Origin of the sequence: Thermoanaerobacter mathranii subsp. mathranii str. A3 (assembly GCF_000092965.1) — a bacterium.
GTDB lineage: Bacteria > Bacillota > Thermoanaerobacteria > Thermoanaerobacterales > Thermoanaerobacteraceae > Thermoanaerobacter > Thermoanaerobacter thermocopriae.
Window position 1 is genome coordinate 1427516 of sequence record NC_014209.1, and the last position, 19908, is coordinate 1447423.

20 protein-coding genes, 1 tRNA gene and 1 other annotated feature are annotated in these 19908 nt (G+C 33.7%); all 21 genes read right to left on the reverse strand.

All coding sequences use genetic code 11. The features are described 5' to 3' along the window. Positions 1–44 precede the first annotated feature (44 nt). Complete coding sequence (gene ileS / locus TMATH_RS07165) at positions 45–2843, reverse strand: isoleucine--tRNA ligase (protein ID WP_013150446.1); 2799 nt, start codon at positions 2841–2843, stop codon at positions 45–47. A gap of 48 nt (positions 2844–2891) precedes the next feature. Next, positions 2892–3111: a binding site (T-box leader), on the reverse strand. Positions 3112–3245: 134 nt separating this feature from the next. Beyond that, positions 3246–3491, reverse strand: coding sequence for a TM1266 family iron-only hydrogenase system putative regulator (locus TMATH_RS07170; protein ID WP_013150447.1), 246 nt, complete (start codon positions 3489–3491; stop codon positions 3246–3248). Beyond that, entirely contained in the window at positions 3481–3966 is a 486-nt protein-coding gene (locus TMATH_RS07175; protein ID WP_012995433.1) for a DivIVA domain-containing protein, read from the reverse strand. The genes TMATH_RS07170 and TMATH_RS07175 overlap by 11 nt, the downstream gene beginning before the upstream one ends. 28 nt (positions 3967–3994) lie before the next feature. Further along, a complete protein-coding gene (locus TMATH_RS07180; protein ID WP_013150448.1) occupies positions 3995–4741 on the reverse strand; it encodes a YlmH family RNA-binding protein in 747 nt (248 codons plus the stop codon). Next, positions 4738–5040, reverse strand: coding sequence for a YggT family protein (locus tag TMATH_RS07185; RefSeq protein ID WP_028992306.1), 303 nt, complete (start codon positions 5038–5040; stop codon positions 4738–4740). Before TMATH_RS07185 ends, TMATH_RS07180 begins: the two co-directional genes overlap by 4 nt. A gap of 16 nt (positions 5041–5056) precedes the next feature. After that, complete coding sequence (locus TMATH_RS07190) at positions 5057–5470, reverse strand: cell division protein SepF (RefSeq protein ID WP_012995436.1); 414 nt, start codon at positions 5468–5470, stop codon at positions 5057–5059. A 3-nt stretch (positions 5471–5473) separates the two neighbouring features. Continuing rightward, positions 5474–6178, reverse strand: a complete 705-nt coding sequence (locus tag TMATH_RS07195) for a YggS family pyridoxal phosphate-dependent enzyme (protein WP_173571578.1) — start codon at positions 6176–6178, stop codon at positions 5474–5476. A 7-nt stretch (positions 6179–6185) separates the two neighbouring features. Beyond that, positions 6186–7373, reverse strand: coding sequence for a biotin/lipoyl attachment domain-containing protein (locus tag TMATH_RS07200; RefSeq protein WP_013150451.1), 1188 nt, complete (start codon positions 7371–7373; stop codon positions 6186–6188). Between the two features lie 260 nt (positions 7374–7633). After that, positions 7634–8011 (reverse strand): RidA family protein, encoded by a 378-nt coding sequence (locus TMATH_RS07205; RefSeq protein ID WP_013150452.1) that lies wholly within the window; start codon positions 8009–8011, stop codon positions 7634–7636. A gap of 220 nt (positions 8012–8231) precedes the next feature. Further along, positions 8232–9365: a glycerate kinase gene (locus TMATH_RS07210; protein WP_013150453.1), complete on the reverse strand. Its 1134-nt coding sequence runs from the start codon at positions 9363–9365 to the stop codon at positions 8232–8234. A 35-nt stretch (positions 9366–9400) separates the two neighbouring features. Continuing rightward, a complete protein-coding gene (locus tag TMATH_RS07215) occupies positions 9401–11023 on the reverse strand; it encodes an acyl-CoA dehydratase activase (RefSeq protein ID WP_013150454.1) in 1623 nt (540 codons plus the stop codon). 22 nt (positions 11024–11045) lie between these two features. Next, positions 11046–12296, reverse strand: a complete 1251-nt coding sequence (locus TMATH_RS07220; RefSeq protein WP_013150455.1) for a 2-hydroxyacyl-CoA dehydratase subunit D — start codon at positions 12294–12296, stop codon at positions 11046–11048. 435 nt (positions 12297–12731) lie between these two features. Beyond that, positions 12732–12807, reverse strand: a tRNA-Pro gene (locus TMATH_RS07225). A gap of 54 nt (positions 12808–12861) precedes the next feature. Continuing rightward, positions 12862–14340, reverse strand: a complete 1479-nt coding sequence (gene spoIVA, locus TMATH_RS07230) for a stage IV sporulation protein A (RefSeq protein WP_013150456.1) — start codon at positions 14338–14340, stop codon at positions 12862–12864. A gap of 122 nt (positions 14341–14462) precedes the next feature. After that, positions 14463–15455: an NAD(P)H-dependent glycerol-3-phosphate dehydrogenase gene (locus TMATH_RS07235; RefSeq protein WP_013150457.1), complete on the reverse strand. Its 993-nt coding sequence runs from the start codon at positions 15453–15455 to the stop codon at positions 14463–14465. A 15-nt stretch (positions 15456–15470) separates the two neighbouring features. Next, positions 15471–16067 carry a glycerol-3-phosphate 1-O-acyltransferase PlsY gene (gene plsY, locus TMATH_RS07240; protein ID WP_013150458.1) on the reverse strand — a complete coding sequence of 199 codons (597 nt, stop codon included), beginning with the start codon at positions 16065–16067 and terminating at the stop codon, positions 15471–15473. A gap of 17 nt (positions 16068–16084) precedes the next feature. Further along, positions 16085–17404, reverse strand: a complete 1320-nt coding sequence (der, locus tag TMATH_RS07245) for a ribosome biogenesis GTPase Der (RefSeq protein WP_013150459.1) — start codon at positions 17402–17404, stop codon at positions 16085–16087. Positions 17405–17408: 4 nt separating this feature from the next. Continuing rightward, positions 17409–18725 (reverse strand): DUF512 domain-containing protein, encoded by a 1317-nt coding sequence (locus TMATH_RS07250; RefSeq protein ID WP_013150460.1) that lies wholly within the window; start codon positions 18723–18725, stop codon positions 17409–17411. Between the two features lie 58 nt (positions 18726–18783). Beyond that, positions 18784–19248, reverse strand: a complete 465-nt coding sequence (locus TMATH_RS07255) for a DUF3189 family protein (protein WP_013150461.1) — start codon at positions 19246–19248, stop codon at positions 18784–18786. A 12-nt stretch (positions 19249–19260) separates the two neighbouring features. Further along, positions 19261–19692, reverse strand: coding sequence for a DUF3189 family protein (locus tag TMATH_RS07260; RefSeq protein ID WP_013150462.1), 432 nt, complete (start codon positions 19690–19692; stop codon positions 19261–19263). 9 nt (positions 19693–19701) lie between these two features. After that, positions 19702–19905, reverse strand: coding sequence for a capping complex subunit for YIEGIA (locus TMATH_RS07265; protein ID WP_012995452.1), 204 nt, complete (start codon positions 19903–19905; stop codon positions 19702–19704). Positions 19906–19908: the final 3 nt, after the last annotated feature.

Here is a 19908-nt window from a genome sequence, read left to right on the forward strand (position 1 = left end):
TACACCTCCTAACAATATATTTAAAAAGGGGAAAAATCCCCTTTTTAAACTTGTGGTTGGTGTTCAATATGTGAAGCACATCTTGCGCAAATGGTTGGGTGTTCTTTTATAGTTCCTACTGTATCACTGTACATCCAGCAGCGTTCGCATTTTTCACCTGGTGCATGGGTTACTATAATTTTTAAATCATAATCCTCGCTTTTATAAGCATCTTGAGGAACAGTTTCTTCTGGTTGATGAAGTACCACTTTTGAAACTATGAACACATATTCGAGGTCATTAAATCTTTTAAAGAATTCATAAAGTTCTTGAGATGGATATATATCCACTTGTGCTTCTAAAGAATGACCTATCTTCTTGTCACTTCTCGCTATTTCAAGAGCTTTAGAAATATCTTTTCTTATGTCAAAAAGCTTTTCCCACTTTTCTATTATATAAGGATTATTGTATTTTTCTTGGACCTCTGGCCAATCAGCTAACTGAACACTTTCAAAATTATTTTGACTGTCGTGCTTCATATATGACCATATTTCTTCTGAAGTAAATGTAAGCACTGGTGCTATCAACCTTACAAGAGTGTCTAAAATAATGTAAAGTGTCGTTTGAGCCGCTCTTCTCTCTTTAGAAGCAGCAGGATAAGTGTACAATCTGTCTTTTAAAATGTCCAAGTAGAGGCTACTCATATCTACTACACAGAATGTATGAACCAGATGGAGAAAATCGTAATATTCATATTTATCAAAAGCCTCTGTAAGCTCTTCAACTACTCTGTTAAGCCTGTATAAAGCCCATTTATCTATTTCTAAGAGTTCTTCGTAAGGGAGCATATCCTTATCAGGGTCAAAGTCATAAAGATTGCTTAACAAAAACTTGCTGGTATTACGTATTTTTCTGTAAGCTTCTGTCATCTGTTTTAAAATTTCTTTTGAAATCCTCATATCTGAAGTAAAATCAGCAGAAACAGTCCAAAGCCTCAAAATATCTGCTCCATATTCTTTTATAACATCAGCCGGGTCAACACCATTTCCTAAAGACTTTGACATTTTTCTTCCTTCACCATCTACGACAAACCCATGGGTCAATACGTTTTTGTAGGGTGCTTTGCCACGCGTTGCCACAGATGTCAAGAGGGAAGACTGGAACCATCCTCTGTGTTGGTCTGAACCTTCTAAATAAAGCTCTGCAGGCCACTTTAGGTCAGGATGAGTTTGCAGCACAGCTGCATGGCTGGAACCTGAATCAAACCACACATCCATTATATCTGTCTCTTTTCTAAACCTTATAGAACCGCATTCACAAGTAATCCCTTTTGGTAATATCTCCTCAGCTGACATTTCAAACCATGCATCTGAACCCTTTTGCCTGAAGATCTCTTTAACTGCATTTATTGTATCATCATTTATAAGAGGTTTTCCACAGTTTTCACAGTAGAATATAGGAATTGGCACCCCCCACACCCTTTGCCTTGAAATACACCAGTCTCGTCTATCCTTTACCATGTTAGTTATGCGCTCTTCGCCCCAAGAAGGATACCAATTCACTTCTTTAATAGATTTTAGTGCTTCTTTTCTGAATCCTTCTACAGAAGCAAACCATTGTTCTGTTGCTCTAAATATTATTGGACTTTTACATCTCCAGCAATGAGGATATGAGTGAGTAATATGGCTTTCTGCTACCAATGCATTAGCTTTTTTCAAGTCTTCTTTTATAACCTTGTTAGCCTCTTCATAATACAGACCAGCATATCCTGGCGCTTTATCTGTAAAATATCCTTTGTCATCTATTGGATTTAAAACCTCAAGACCATACTCTTGCCCAACTAAAAAGTCTTCTTCCCCATGGCCGGGAGCAGTGTGAACACAGCCAGTACCCGCTTCTAAAGTCACATGCTCACCCAAGATTATTAAAGAATCTCTGTCATATAAAGGATGGATAGCCTTCATGCCCTCTAAATCTTTTCCTTTAAATAAAGCAACTATCTCATAATCTCCCAAGTGAGCTTCCTTTTTAACAGTATCTAACATATCTTTTGCCATTATATATACTTCGTCTCCAAACTTTGCAAGCGCATAATCAAACTCTGGATTTAAAGCAATAGCAAGATTGGCAGGAATAGTCCAAGTAGTTGTAGTCCATATTACAAAATAAACATTATTTAAGTCATCAACAATTCCTTTAAATTTTCCTAAATCATCTTTAACTCTAAATTTTACATATATAGAATCAGACGTCTCATCAAAATATTCAATTTCCGCTTCTGCCAAAGCAGTCTCACAGCTGGGACACCAATACACAGGCTTTAGCCCTTTATAGATATAACCTTTCTTAGCCATTTCCCCAAATACTTCTATCTGATTAGCTTCATATTCAGGGTTCAAAGTAAGATAAGGATTATCCCAATCTCCCCTTACTCCCAATCTTTTGAATTGAGCTTTTTGTTTTTCAATCTGTGAAAAGGCAAAATCCCTACACACTTTTCTAAATTCTGTAGGACTTACTTCATGCCTTTTAATACCCAAAGTCTTTATAGCTTGTTGTTCAATAGGAAGACCGTGTGTGTCCCATCCTGGTACATAAGGAGCGTAATAGCCTCTCATCGTTTTGTATTTCACTATAATGTCTTTTAACACTTTATTCATGGCAGTCCCAATGTGTATATCTCCATTAGCATAAGGTGGCCCATCGTGTAAAATATATTTTTCCTTACCTTTATTTTTTTCCAATGTTTTATGATAAATATCCATTTCTTCCCATTTTTTTAATATCTCTGGCTCTCGTGTTGGCAAATTAGCCTTCATAGGAAAATCTGTCCTCGGCAAATTAAGTGTCCTGTTGTAATCCACCGACATTACCTCCTTTTAAATATTATCTTTCAAACTAAAAAACTTCTCGTCAGGGACGAGAAGTTCGCGGTACCACCCTACTTATTAAGACAAAGAAAAACTTTGCCTTAATCTCTCATTTAAGATAACGGGAAACCCGGCACAGCTTACTCCTATTTCAGCCTGCAGCTCCGAGGTGATTTTCAGTAGAAACAGACTTATTGGCTCGCACCTACCGCCAACTCTCTGGAAGTCGCTTCTACTTACTCGTCCTCATCACAGCTTTTAACAATATTTTTTACACAATTATATAATACCATAAGTGTTTCGTCAATAGTACATATGTCCCGGAAAAGCTCAAGCAAAATGTCAACTACTTAGCCTTACCTACTAAAATTTTACACGACCTAGGAGTATATAGACTCAAGCGGTAAGAGCAGATTTAACTTTTACGCCAGGAAGGCTTCCAAGCTTGCCTGTCATAGCTCCTATATCATCAGTAGTACCATCGACAATTAAAGCAATAACAGACACTCCTCTATCTTTATAGGGTATGCCCATTCTCCCTACAATAATGTAGCCATACTCACTTAAAATATGATTTACCCTGTCTGCTACATTTTTTCTATCTTGAATTAATATCCCCACTACCCCTAATCTACTCTGCATCCTTCTCCTCATCCTCATCTGGAATCAATTCCTTCTCATCTATTGAAAGTATTGATTCCAATTGAGCTTCTAAAAGAGATTTAAATTTCGCTTTAAAAACATTTAATTGCTTGCGATATCTTTCTAGCTCAGTTCTTATTCTCACAACTTCTTGATTTGCCTTCTCCAATATTTTTTCTGCATTTTGCTGAGCATTTTGTATTATAAGCTGTGCTTCTTTTTCCGCATTTCTCTTTAACTCCTCTGCAGTATTTTGAGCAACAATCAAAGTATTGTTCAAAGTGTTCTCCATATTTATGTAGCTTTGAAGCTTTTCATTCATTATATTAATTCTATCTTTTAACTCTGCATTTTCTTTGTACAACATCTCATAGTCTTCCATAATTTTATCCAAAAACTCGTCCACTTCCTCTTCATTATAACCCCTAAAAGAACGCCTAAATTCTTTATTATGTATGTCCATAGGCGTCAGCATAATTACTACCTCCTTTTCTTTTGTAACACTATATAAACCTCAGAATATGTACGGAAACGCGACCTTTTTTTGTATTACCTCTCACTTCTTCCAATCTAATTCTTCCAAAACCACGTAAAGAAATTACATCTCCCTCTTTTACTTCCGAAGAAGGGTCATCTGTATACTCCCAATTTATTTGAAGAAGACCGGACTTTATAAGTTGTGAAGCTTTCGTTCTTGATATACCAAAACCTGCAGCTGCTACACTGTCAACCCTTAGTGAGGCTACAGTAGAAAAAATGTCCTTGTACCTTATTTCAGGTTCCATCACATCTTTCAAGTCAATTGAACTAACCCTCACCTTTTCTTTCCCGACTTTGAAAAAATTCATAAGTACATAACTTTCCACATCTTTGTGCAACAATATGTCACATTTATCCTCTTTTACAATTATATCACCTATTTTTTGTCTTCTTATCCCTAACCCTAAAAGTGAACCCAACACATCTCTATGAGATAGGTTAGAAAAATTGCCTTCAATTCTTACAGCGCAAATAGGGGTATCTTCTGGCTGTAAAAAATCGAAGTAAATAATTGCTATCTTTCTTTCTGCAAAAGGATATCCTCCCTCAAGATTATAGTTTATATCTTGCTGTCGATATTTTAATATAGTTTTTTCAAAAATTTTTTGTTCAGATGGACTTAAAAAGTCTGTATATTTTACTCTTTTAGATTTTAGAACGCTTTTAATTATGTCTTCAAATCTGGATGCAGTAAATTCCTTGTCCATCATATATACCTCAGTAAAAATAATGTTAATCTAAAAACTAATGGGCGAACTAAATACTGAATCACTAAAATTGCCAAAACTGGCGAAAAATCTATCATTAAATTCCTTCCAATAGAAGACCTAAATTGTAATGCCCTAAAAGGTGAAAGTATTGGTTCTGTCGTTGTGATTACAAAACGAGAAAGTGGATTTGACATATTCTCCATTCGTAGCAAAGATAAAATAACCCTTATCAATATAAGCCAATTTATAACTTCAAAAAAGTAATCTAATGTTGTCAAAACTGCAAAATTTACAGGCAAAATCATTTCCTCCTCATCAATTTAAATTGTATAAAGAATTTACTTCATCTTTTATATCCCCTGTAATATCAAAATTCTCAGGCGCAACTAAAAATATATAGCCAGATATCTTCTTTATCTCTCCATTAAGAGCATAAGCTGCACCACTTAAAAAATCCACTACTCTTTGAGCTTCATTTTTATCCATCTTTTGTAAATCTACAATCACCGGCTTTTTATTTTTTAATTCATTACATATATTCATTACTTGTTCAAACTTTTCAGGCTTTAAAATTAAAACTTTTACTTGGGGCTGTGTATGAATATTGACAATTTTAGGTTTCCTATCGTAAGGTATAACAGGTTGTAAAGATTCTACTTCTTCTTTCTCTTCTTCTGGCTCATCAATACCAAAGAAACTCATTAATTTATCAATCACTTTTGAAGACATAAACTACCCCTCCACATTATATTGTCTTTGCCCAAAAATAGAAGTACCAATTCTAACAATATTCGCCCCTTCTTCAACTGCTACCCAATAGTCATTGGACATACCCATTGACAAAAATTCTACTTCTACATTATGCTGCTTAATTTCTTTTAGCTCTTCAAATAATTCTTTCATCTTTCTAAAATAGGGCCTTACCTCTTCCGGTGGAAGGTAAGGAGCTATTGTCATAAGCCCTCTAATTCTTATATTATCATATTTTTCTATTTCTTTAACGAAATTATGCATTCCTTCAGGAGAAATCCCGTATTTACTTTCCTCTCCACCAATATTGATTTCCACTAAACAATCTATTATTAGATTCTTTTGTTTAGCCCTTTTGTCTATTTCTTCTGCCAATTTAATACTATCTAAAGAATGTATCAACTTTACTTTGTCAATAATGTATTTCACTTTGTTTCTCTGTAAATGTCCTATAAAGTGAAAGTTTACCTCCTCTTTTAAATAAGGATATTTTTCATTTAACTCTTGGACCTTATTCTCACCTATGTCAGTTATACCACAAGCAATAGCCTCTTTTATAGTTTCTACACCGAAAGTTTTAGTAGCTGCCACAATTAATATTTCCTCTGGATTTCTGTTTACCTTTAACGCATGCTCTTTTATGTTTTCCTTTATTTTTCTTATATTTTCACATATAGACGTATTTATCCCCCCTTTATTTGCTCAAGTAATCTTCTCCATTTACCGCTACTTCGTCATACACTTTTAATCCAGATGTTTTATCAGCGCTTTCTACAATCGCATATTTGCCATCTGTTGCTTTTATTACTACCTCTTTAAAAATAGGAACTCTGCCATTTTTTATTACAAAAACTCCTTCTTTTCCTTCTTTTTTCACAATAGAAGAAAGAGGTATTTTAAGTCCATTGTACTCTTTAACTTTAACTTCAATATTTATTTTAGAAGTTTTATAAAAGTTAGGATATTCATCTATCATCTCAATTATTCCTATATACAATTTATCGTCACCTTTGTAGGTTTTTATAACTTTTCCCCGCAATTCACCATCATAATCATCAATCAAAATTTTTACATTACTATCTTCTTTTAATAAGCCCTGTTGTTTTTCATTTAAAACCAACGCTAAATGCCACTCCAAATTATCTACTATTTTTACAAAAGGGTAATCTCCTTTTACTTCTGTACTAATCTCTTTGGATTGAAAGTTTAAATTTTCAAGTTGTGTCGGATTTAAATTGAACATATTTCTTTCATTTAGGATACTTTCACTGCCATCAAAATAGTAACTTACTATTCCTGACTCTGGTGAATTTATAGTAATCGCATTTTTCTCTATATACTTTTCTAAATACTCCTTTTGTTCTTTTAAGTTTTCAATTTTTTGAAGTGTTATTGGTCCTTTACTTAAAATTTGTTCTTTTTTGGCTTTTAAGTCTTCAATCCTTTTTTGTATTTTATCTGCATTAGGGCTATTCTGCTGTATCGCATTTTGATAATCTTGCTCTTCTTTTTTTATCATGTTGTCTAATTTTTGAATATCTAAATAAAAAGGTATACTAGTATCCTGATTTTTTAGTTCTCTGTCTATCTCTTCTAATTGATGAAATTTTTCCTCATCAAAATCGGTAGAATAAACCTCTACAATAGGAGTGCCTTTAGGAACTTTTTCTCCACTTTGTATAAGTTTTTTTATTTTACCGTCAAAAGGAGCATTTATCACCATTTCATTCTTTATAACATATCCTTTTGTATTAAAGTCTATTAAAATAGTCCCATACCTCACGACTGTAGTTTTATTTTTGTTTGCAAAAGTCGTTATCCCCACTTTACTTATGTAAACCATCACCAATAATATAACTACAATTCTAGCTAATCTTTTCACATCTCTCACCTATCAATATATTCTATATAAATGCCGATTTTCCTTCTAAAACTTTACGTATATATTCATTTTATCACAGTTTCTAATATTTTTATAGAGAAAAAAGGAGATGGTGAATTACCATCCCTTTATTAATTCTATCACTTCTAATCTCGCAGCAAAACGTTTTAACAGTAATGGTTATAAGTAAATATGTATCCCAAAATTTTCTATTTCAGCAGATTATAATTGTTATAATAGCTTTTAAAAAAGAGAACATTTTATTTATGTGCTACAACTTCTATTTCTATAAGAGCGCCTTTAGGAAGACTTTTTACTTCAACTAAAGAACGGGCAGGTGGCTTGTCTTTAAAATATCTCCCATAAATTTCGTTAATTTTAGCAAAATCCCGAATGTTAGTGACAAATACAGTAGTCTTTATGACATTGTTAAAGTCCATCCCCGCAGCTTTTAAAATCGCTTTTATGTTCTCTAAAACCCTTTCAGTCTGCGCTTCAATACCTCCTTCTACAAGTTCTCCTGTAGCAGGATCAATTGCTATTTGCCCTGATGTGTACAAAAAGCCGTTTATCATGATAGCTTGCGAATATGGTCCAATAGCCTTTGGCGCAGTTTCAGTGTTTATTATAGTTTTCATTTATTTTCATCCTTTCAATAAAAGTATCAGTCGGGTGCTTAAATATTATATCATTAATATTCGCAGTTTTTCAATATTTTAATGAATATAAAATTTTTGTATTGTTTATGTGGATAAAAAACGCCTAAATTCTTTACAAAACATACTTCCCATCTCTACACTTGCCAAAAAATACATTGAAAAAGGAGAGGTGAAAAGTCCGCCTCTCCTTTTTTATCTTTTAAGCCTTTATGACTTTGATTAACCTAAAAATTCTCTCAGCAGATTTTTCTAACAATGTTGGTGCGTTTTTTATAGCATCTTCAAGAGACATTGGCTTTTCCATAATCGAAAAAACGCTGCTAACTCCAATCTCATAAAGTTTTTCTATATCTTCAACCGTTCCTGCTATTACAATAAGCGGTTTATTATGCTTCTTGCACAATTTAGCTATTCCTGAAATTGTTTTCCCAAACGCTGTTTGAAAATCTACTTTTCCTTCACCGGAAATTACAATATCAGCTTCTTTTATTTTCTCTTCAAGCTTTAATGCCTCAATTATTATTTCTATACCACTTTTTAACTGTGCATTTAAAAATGCCATGAGTCCTGCACCTAAACCACCTGCAGCACCTGAACCTGGGACATCTATTATTCTTTTATTAAAATACTTTTCTAAAAGTTTACCATAATGTTCAAGGTTTTTATCTAAAACTTTTACCATCTCCTTTGTAGCACCCTTTTGGGGACCGTAAACTCTTGATGCACCATTTTCTCCAATTAAAGGATTTGCTACATCGCAGGCTACAATAAACCTACATTCCTTTAATCTATAATCAAGATTTGAAGTATCTATTGAATAAATTTTTGAAAGTGCGCCTCCTCCAAGACCTATTTCTCTACCATCTTTATCATAAAATTTAACTCCTAACGCTGTTGCCATGCCAGCACCACCATCGTTGGTTGCGCTTCCACCTACTGCTATAATGAAATTTCTGCAGCCTTTATCTAAAGCATCTTTTATAAGCTGACCGGTTCCGTATGTTGTTGTGATCATGGGATTTCTCTCATAATCCTTCAAAAGATAAAGTCCTGAGGCAGCAGCCATTTCTATAACTGCTGTTTCGCCATCACCTAATATTCCATAAAAACTTTCAATATCTCTAAATAGAGGATCTTTTACATTTGTCTTTATTATTTTTCCTCCAGTTGCATTAACTAATGATTCAACAGTCCCTTCGCCACCATCTGCCATAGGAACTTTCTCGATACCGACTTTTGGAAAAACCTTTAAAATTCCTTTTTCTATGCTATCTGCAACCTTTAAAGCAGATAAACTTTCTTTGAATTTATCAGGAGCTATGAGAATTTTCACAACATCACCACCACTTTATTTTTATCATAATACCCTCATTTACCTTCAAGTGAAATTAGTGCTGCTCCAAGTGCCCCAATAATCTGTGGTTCAAATGGGATTATAAGTTTTTCACCGAGCCTGCTTTCGATGGCATAAACTACCCCCTGATTTTTGGCAACGCCACCTGTCATCATGTATTTCCCTTCTCTCCCTATTCTGTCGACCAGGGAAACTGCTTTTGAAGCAACGGCTTTATTGAGGGCATGTATTATATCCCTTTGATCCTTATTTTGCGCAATAAGAGATATTACTTCTGATTCTGCAAATACAGTGCACATACTGGTAATCGTGATATTTTCTTTTACTTCCTTATGCACATTTGCCATTTCTTCTATTGAAATGCCTAACGTTCTTGCCATTACTTCAAGAAACCGGCCTGTCCCTGCTGAACATTTGTCATTCATCACAAAATCAATGACATTGCCGCTGTCATCCAATCTTATCACTTTGCTATCCTGTCCACCTATATCTATAACAGTTCTAATAGCATTGTCTATAAAAAACGCGCCTTTGCCGTGACAGGTAATTTCGGTTACAATTCTATCTGCAAAGGGAATGCTTACTCTTCCATACCCTGTTGCTACTATTGATGTAATATCCTTTTCTTGAAGTCCTGCCTTTTTTAAAGCAATTTCAAAAGCTTTAAAAGCACTTTCCAGAGCTTTAGGACCTGTTGGAATAATAGAATATGATATTATGTTTTTGTTTTCGTCGATTATGACTACATTTGTAGAAGTAGAGCCACTATCCACTCCTACAAAATATCCTTTCTTGGCTTTCTGTTTTTCCATCTTTTTAATACCGGTTGATTCCAAAAAGGCATCTATTCTTGTTAAAATCTGTCCGCTATTTGAATCGTTATAGTCAGTTTCAATTTTTAAAAGTGGGAGGTCTGTTTTGCTTTTGAGCTCAGCATACTCATAGGAATAAAAATCACAGAACTTTATAGTATTGTATATTATCCCCTTCAATTCTTTATTGATTAACTTGCTTCGATCTTCTGCCATTCTCATACAGGGTGTTAAATTAAGAAGCGATTCCGCGTAGCTTTTTAATAAATTATCTTTTGCTTCGATATCGAATACTCTTTCTTCACCTGTGCAGGTAAAATTTATTACCTTTGCTGTACAAGAATTTGTGATTTTTTCTATAACATCATCTTTAAGCCTCGCACCTAATATAGCAATGCTTTCAGTGGATTTCTTTTCTTTATTAAAAGACTTGCTTTCTAGAATTTTTAGCAAACTTTCTTCAGCAAAATTCTTGTTTTTAAAGGCCTGATACGCTTCTATAAATTCAATTATTTCATTGTAAAAAAGATCTATTGCGAGAGGATCTTTTTTTCTAGGGAGGTCTAGAAGATGGATAAATTTTACTTTATCTTTTAACACATCATAAAGTCTTTTTATACTATCACAACAGGCAGTTAATACAACCTCTTCAATATTATTTTCAATTATATTTTCCAAAACCCCTTTTGCAAAGCTGCACATATTTGAATGAATCAGTGCTTCAGCACGCTCATGAGACTTATATCCTGGATCAAGTCTTACCGCTTTTTCTCCAAAAGCTTCGATTATTTCTACAGGCGTGTATTTGCAAATGTACCCTATCAATTTTTCACCTCCAGAAGGATTACTAAAGCATTTCAAAAAAGGCTTCGAGCCTCGTCCTATTCTGTCCCTCTTGATTATTTCTCTTGTCTACACAATCCCCATCTAAATAAAGAAATGGAATACCCAATTCTGAGGCAAGATTTTTAATTATAAACGTTCCACCCATGGACTGCTTACAGCCCAAATGACAAAACTGTATAATGCCGTCTGGCTTTATTTTTTCTATCAGTTCTTTGATTCTTGCAACTTTTCTATTTATTTCACCATTAAAAGAGTTTAAGATAAGCTTTTCAGCAATTCCTTTGAATGGGTCGTTTTCATCAATTTCCTCAAGAAAATCATAATTCAAATCACTACCAGCAATGTGAAATTTATCGTTGAAATTAAAGTAATCTTTAAAATTTTTCTCAAACATAGGAAGAAGGTGTATAAAAAATATGCTTTTTCCACTTCTTTCAGGAGCTCTTTTTATATCCTCCACTAACATCTCATAAAAATGTAATACTTCCTTACTTCCAATGAATACATGGGATGCAAAGAGCATGTACATTTCAAAGGTCATAGTAGGTATAAATCTTTTTTCTCCCGCATAATTTAAATATTCTTTCATAAGTGCTCTTGTTTTATTTTCTGTTCTTACAACTTCCCTCAATTTATCAATATCAAGCTTTCTATTAAAAACTTCCTCAATCTTTCCCGCCACTTCTAAAAGCTGTTTTTTTACATACACTACGGCATCTTTAGAATATTTGTAGGGAATATCAATAATGTACAGTGGAACCCCGTGTTTTTTTGAAAGATACTTGAAAGTAGGTATATTTGCATCACAGATCATAGAAGTGGTCATCATAAATTTAGGTTTTTTGAGAATATCAAGTTCACTGGCTCCTATAAAAGTTTTATGGTAACTGCATAAAGTATTTGACATGCCTCTCGATTCGGCAGTATCAATAAGATAATCTTCGATGAAGAAGCCTGACATGAAAGAAGAATATGCTTCAATAAATAAGGGCTTTATGTCTATAGCAATCAAAAATTCAGATGGTGCAAAGATGTTTACCCAAGCAGAATTTTGAGGATTTGCTAAAGAATCTTTTATGCTCTTTATAGAATATTTATTTAGGTAATGAAGAGATTTGGGAATCCTCTTGTCTTTGAAAAAGCTCACATAATAATAAGCAGCGGCAAGGCCAAAGTTTATTAGCTTATTTACTTTTTCAGGTCTATTCATATTCTCTTTTATAATATTGGTATAAATCTTTATTGTATCCATTTTATCACTACCCCGTAAACTCCCTTTCCTTACAGAAGTGGTTTTTTCTCCAGTTGATATTTATTTCTCATCTCGTAAATAATTTTGTTTTGCCCTTTCTCCAAGCATTCTTTCTTCCTCATTTTCAGGCTCAATAAAGTAACATTATGCGGCGCTGGTCTTCTATTTTCATCTACATGAATAAAAGTAGCAAACCCTAAGATGCACAATACTTATTTCATTCATCATTTTCCCTTCTTTAAATTAATTCCATTCATTGGCAAAAGAATAAAATTCCTTAATTCAATATTACCACAGTTTTTAAAATTTTACATTGTTATGTTTACTAATTAATGTTTTCACTAAAAAGTTTTTAAATCCCTTATAAAAAATCTTTAAAATAAAATCGCCTACCTCCTTTTCATTTAGAGGTAAGCGGTACTATGCTGTAAGCACTGGTCTGAGTGGGGGGACTTGAACCCCCGGCCTCCAGAACCCCATTCTGGCGCGCTACCAGCTGCGCCACACCCAGAAAGAAACTTTGCTCAGAATTTATTATAAACAAGATAAAAGAAAAAATCAATAGCTAAATGATTATAAAGATTATTCCGCCTCCGCTGTCATTTACAACTCTTTCTAACGTATCTCGTAGTTTATAACTTAAGTTTTCAGGAATGGAACCAATCTTGTTTTGCATTCCCTCTTTTACAAGGTCGCTCAAAGTCTTGCCAAAAATGTTGGATTCCCAAATTTTCTCTGGATCACTCTCAAACTGTTCTGTCAAATATTTTACAAAATCTTCACTTTGCTTTTCTGTTCCCACAACTGGCGATACTTCTGTTGTAATATCAGTTCTAAAAATGTGATATGAAGGAGCAGAAGCTCTAAGCCTTACCGCAAATCTTCCACCTTGCCTTACTATTTCAGGTTTTTCAAACTTCATGTCATCAAGGCTTGCAGGTACCACTCCTACACCTGTTTTTTCAGCTTGTAAAAAAGCATCTTTAACTCTATCGTACTGCCTCTTTGCATAAGCCAATTCTCTCATCATTGTCATCAGTTCTTTATCATCATGAACCTCAAGCCCGCTTTCATCACTTAATATTTTAAAGAATAAGCCTTCCTGAGTCTTTATTTCAACATTTGCACTACCTTCTCCCGGAGCTATTTTCTTTATAAACACTTCAGAAAAGTTTCCATTCTCTTTAAGGCCACCAACCAACTTAGGTATGTCTCTTAATCTAAACAGTTCTTTTATGTTTTCTTTTACTGTTTCCATTATATTTTGCTTAAGCCAATGACTTTTATCAAGAGCATCTACCCATTTAGGCAAATCAATTGCAATCTCCCGTATAGGAAATTCAAATAAGACTTTTTCCAAGATTGCATGAATGTCTGGTATTTCCATTTTAAGTACATTTAAAACAACTACAGGTACATCGTATTTTTTCTCTAATTCTTTTGCTAAATTAATTGTTTCGGGACTTTGAGGATTAGTTGTATTTAGCACTATTATAAAAGGTTTATTCAGTGCTTTTAATTCTTTTACTACCCTTTCCTCTGCTTCTACATAATTTTCTCGCGGTATGTCGGTTATGCTTCCATCAGTGGTAATCACTAATCCTATTGTAGAATGGTCATTTATCACTTTTTTTGTCCCTATTTCTGCCGCTTCTTCAAAAGGTATTTCATAATCATACCAGGGAGTAGAAACCATGCGGGGTTTATCCCCTTCCATGTATCCCAGTGCACCTTTAACCATATATCCTACACAATCTACTAATCTCACTTTAAACCTCGTGTTTTCATTAATTGTTATCTCTACCGCTTTTTCAGGAACAAATTTAGGCTCAGTAGTCATTATGGTTTTGCCTGCTGCACTTTGTGGCAATTCATCTTTTATTCTCTCTTTTTGGGGAAGATTTTCTATGTATGGCAGTACCAATATGTCCATAAATCGCTTAATAAAACTCGATTTACCTGTTCTCACTGGGCCTACTACTCCTATGTAGATATCCCCTTGTGTTCTTTCTGCAATATTTTTATAGATATCGTAGTTTTCCAATCCATTTCCCTCCTTTTTATATATCCATATCCTTTTCTTCTCACTCATATATATATGCTTTAACAGTATATTTATATGTAAAAAATATTGAAATATGATAAAATCTCCGGAAATACCGGAGATCAAATACCGTGCAATTCATGTTTTTTATCTCTCGTCATAAGGCTATAAACAGCCTCATAGGGATTTTTACCCTCAAAAAGAATGGAATAAATTTCTTTAGTTATTGGCATTTCTATCTTATGAATTTGAGAAAGTTTGTAGGCGGATTTTGTAGTATTAACTCCTTCTACTACCATTCCTATCTCTTTTAATGCTTCTTCTAAACTTTTGCCTTTACCTATAAGTATTCCTGCTTTTCTATTTCGCGAAAGCATGCTGGTACAAGTTACAATAAGGTCTCCTACACCTGCCAAACCTAAAAAGGTCAAAGGGTCAGAACCTAGCGCAACACCTAAACGAGTAATTTCTGCAAGGCCTCTTGTCATAAGAGCAGCTTTAGTATTATCACCAAACCCAAGACCATCGGAAATACCCGCTCCCAAGGCTATAATATTCTTTAAAGCTCCACCTAATTCTACTCCCACCACGTCTTTGTTTATATATAACCTAAAGTTCTCATCCATAAAGGCATCTTGTACTGCCTCACAGGTTTTTATATCATCGGAAGCCAAAACACAGGCTGTAGGGATTTGCTTTACTACTTCCTCAGCATGGCTGGGACCTGATAGAACAACCACATCATTTGACAAATATTCTTTTATGACTTCAGACATTCTTTTTAAAGTAGAAGTTTCTATTCCTTTTGCAAGATTTACAACAATTGCCTTTTTATCAATTACATCTTTTAATTTTTTTGATATTTCTCTTACAGCATGGGACGGAACAGCAATCACAACAATTGATGAATTTTCAGCAGCCTCTTCCAAATCAGTAGTAATAAAGATTTCTTGAGGAATATCTGCGTCCAAATATTTCCTATTATGACGAGTAGACACAATTTCCTTAAACTGGTTTTTATTTCTCATCCAAAGAGTAATTTGGTGTCCAAGTCGGTTTAAATGTATCGCTATAGCAGTTCCCCAACTTCCTGCACCTAATATTGATATTTTCATGGCCACTTTCCTTTCTCATTTTATTTCTGTTTTTTGTCCAAGCTTGGATTCCGTTCCGGCCAGCAAACGTTTTATATTGGAACGATGCTGAAAGATTGCTAAAGATGCCAGAATGAGTGAAAATACAAAAAGTTGTGTTGAATTCCAAAAAAATGCATTTAAAAGGACAAATGTAACGCTTCCTGCCATAGACCCCAATGATACGTATTTTGTCAAAGCAATTATTATAACTCCAATTGCTAAAGCTATAATCCCTAGAAAAGGACTTACAGTCATTACAACTCCAATGCTTGTAGCAATTCCTTTTCCCCCTCTAAATTTTAAAAACACAGGCCAGTTATGACCACATACCACTGCTATTCCTGCAATCATAGCACCAGTAGTACCCATTAAATATTTCCCAATTAAAACTGCAATTACTCCTTTTAACACATCTAGTGCAAAAACAGGAGCCGCAGCTTTATATCCTAACACTCTTAAGACATTCGTAGCCCCTGCATTTCCACTTCCATAATTACGAATGTCTATCTTTCGCGTATATTTTGTTAAAATATATGCATTGTTTATGCAACCAATCAAATAAGCAATGACGGCTGGTAAAAGAGCGTACATATTTCCCCCCCTTTCTTTTAATTTTCTCCTCTTTTCCTCGTGGAAATCTTAAGAGGAACTCCTTCAAAGCCAAAATTTTGTCTTAATGTATTTTCCATAAATCTTAAATAGGAAAAATGCATGAGTTCCGGGTCATTGACAAACACTACAAAAGAAGGTGGTTTAATTCCTACCTGTGAAGTATAATATACTTTTAATTGTTTGCCCTTATCAGCTGGTGGCGGAAACATAAGCATAGCTTCATTTAGCACATTATTTAAAAGGCCAGTCGTAATCCTTTTATTGTATTCCCCCCATACTTTATCTACAGTTTGTAAAACTCTGTGCACTCTCTGACCTGTTTTAGCTGAAATAAATAGGATAGGAGCAAAAGATATAAAAGATAGCTTTTCTCTTATCATCTTGGTATATTCATTGACAGTATTATTATTTTTTTTTATAGCATCCCATTTGTTAACAACTATTATAATACCTTTTCCATTTTCAAAGGCGTATCCTGCTATTTTAGTGTCCTGCTCGGCTGGACCTTCTATAGCATCTATCATTAAAAGACATATATCAGACCTTTCAATAGCAGTTAAAGCTCTTAGCACACTATACCTTTCAATAGATTCGCTTATTCTACTTTTCCTACGTATTCCTGCTGTATCAATAAGGACATAGTTCTTCCCATCTTTTGAAAAAGGAGTATCTATGGCATCCCTTGTAGTACCTGGAATGTCACTTACTATAACTCTTTCTTCCCCTAATATTTTGTTAACCAACGAAGATTTCCCTACATTGGGTCTACCAATAACAGCAATTTTAATTGTCTCTTCACTGTATTCTAGCCCTTCCTGAGGCAATTTTTTCACTATTTCGTCTAGAAGTTCTCCAATGCCCAAGCCATTCGAGGCTGAAATAGGAATGGGATTCCCTAATCCAAGACTAAAAAAATCATAATAAGTTGGAGGAAGTTCTTTAAAATTGTCCACCTTGTTGCAAACCAAAATAATTTCTTTTTTGGCTCTTCTCAAAATATCCGCTATTTCTTCATCTTCTGGCATTAAACCTTCTTTTGCATCAACTAAAAATAATATTACTTCGGAAGCCTCAATCGCTGCTTCCACTTGTAAACGAACTTTTGAAAATATAATATCTTCAGCATCTGGGTCTAATCCTCCCGTGTCTACTAATATAAATTTTTTGTTCAGCCATTCTGCATTGCCGCATATTCTATCCCTTGTAACTCCTGGCTTGTCTTCAACAATAGAAATTCTCTTCCCCATAATTTTATTAAAAAGAGTAGATTTACCTACATTTGGCCTACCTACAATACTCACCATTGCTCTTGCCATACTATCACCTTCCACTCTGTATCTTTTGTAAAAATTTTTTCCCATCGACTTCAGAAACTATAACTTTTGTTCCTAGTTCTTTTTCTATTTCTTCAACAGTAGTATCATCAAGAAAAACATTTGAACTTTCCTTTAACATAACATCAGGAATAACTAAAACTTCCTCATTTATTTTATCTTTTAATTGGTTTATTATATCTTTCCCCACCACAAGTCCAGCTACTGTGATATTGTGACCAAAAAACTCATTGTGTATCTTCTCCACTTTTACATTAAATCCTATTTCTCTTAATTTTTCCGCTATTTCTTCCATAAACCTATAGGCAGCTACTCCTGTAACAATAACGTAAGGAGTGGTATTTATATCTTTACTTTTATTCTTTTTTAATCCTTTTAGACTCCTTTGAAATTGATGTTTAAACAACGCCATGAGCCCTACGCCATTTTCTATTTGAGGAAATCCCTCGTAATGATAATAAGAAGGTATAGGAGCATTTGCCATCACATAAAACTCATCTGACAAAAAAACAAAAGCAGAACCAAGTTCCTTTTTTAGCTTTTCCTGCCATAAGGATACTTGCTGTACAACATTTTTCGCTTCTTCTTTAGTGAAAGTTCTAAGTTCATAAAGTCTTTCTCTGTGGTCTGTAAGTCCTACTGGAACGATAGCTATTGATTTTACACCAGGATATAGGCTTGACAAATCCTTGATAGTTTTATCAAGAACTTTACCATCATTTATTTCTGGACACAAAACAATTTGACCATGTATTTCAATTCCGTTTTTACAAAGCTTTTTTAACTTATCCATTATACCTTTTGCATTCGGGTTATTTATCATTTTTACTCTTACATCCTCATCAGTTGCATGAATTGAAACATATAAGGGAGAAAGCTTATATTTTATTATCCTGTCAATTTCCTCTTCATTCATATTAGTCATAGTAATAAAATTCCCTTGTAAAAAGGAAAGCCTATAATCGTCATCCTTAAATAAAAGAGATTTGCGAACTCCTTTAGGTAACTGGTCAATAAAACAAAAAATGCACTTATTTCTACAATGTTTTGGCCTGTCAATTAGTTCTTCTTCAAAGACTAACCCTAAATCCTCATCATAGTCTTTTTCTACTTCAAAAATGTATCTTTCTCCTGTAGCCTTTTCAATTTCCAATTGTATAAATTCATTTGACATTTCATATCGGTAATCTATTATATCAATTATTTTTTTCCCGTTTAATGTAATAAGTTTATCGCCCTTTTGTATACCTAAATCCCAACCTATACTTCCTTTTATGACATCTTTTATATTTATTCTATGCATATTTCTCCTCCTAAATTGTCTCCTCTCCTTTCAATTATGAATTAATACTATCAATACGTCAAGACCTTATTTGCAACTTTGTTTTAATATCTGTTACTAATTTTACGAAATTGTTATATTTTTTCAATATGCCATATACCGTTATAGGTCTACCCAAAGAGATAATTCCTAAGCGCCTTGACGTAATACCTCCAATCTTTGTAGTAAGTCCTATGGTAGGAAGTGCATCTACCACCAGTATTTCCTCTCTAGAAATCCCATATAAAGCTAAAAAACTATAAATTGCCTTTGTGACTATTTGTCTTCCATTTTTTGCTCCTACAATATACACTTCATTGCCATATTCATCTTTGCCCATATAAAAAAGAGTGCCAATTTCACCATCGGAAGTTTTATCATAATGAGGAAGAGAAAGAATTTCTTCATAAGTAGGCACTCTGTCAATAGGCAAAAGTCCTATATGTATAGAAGCTGCTACAACAGAAGAGTGTGCACTTCCATAGCACATATATACAATAACCACAAACCTCTCACCTCATAACATTTTTTTATAACTCTCTACAAATCTTTTAATATGATTACATTTTATTAAATAGTAATTATACAAAAAATTGTCAATAATTTTTGTTAGTATTTTCTTTCTTCTTAAACTTATCAGCACTTTAAAAAAAATTACATCATATTGCGAAGTGTCTATAAAAATTATATCTTCTTTTATTTTAAAAATCTCTATCAAGCCATACAAAGTTTTTTTGATATTTTCACTGAAATTTTTCATCCCTATGACAAAGACCTCATTTTTATTACTATCTTTACCAATATATCTCATTTGCCCATAATCAATTTCAAACAAAAAAGGAATTTTAAAAAATTCCTCTTTTTCAATTTTGGATTTGTCATTTAAATGAAGATATGCACATATAGGAGAAGAATAGCACCCATAATAGCTATAATACACTACTTTCATAGATATCACCTAATATTGTTTAACTAAAATAAATACTCCATTTTCAAGGTCGTGAACAGCTGCCTTAAAAATTCTGCTCAAATACATAGAAAGTTTTTGCTGCTCTTCTTCATTCTCTACATAAATGATGGGTGCAGTACCACTTGAGACATTGTCTTTTGCTCTTCTTAAAGCTACTATTGCTATTATATATCCTGTTACATGTACTTCCATTCT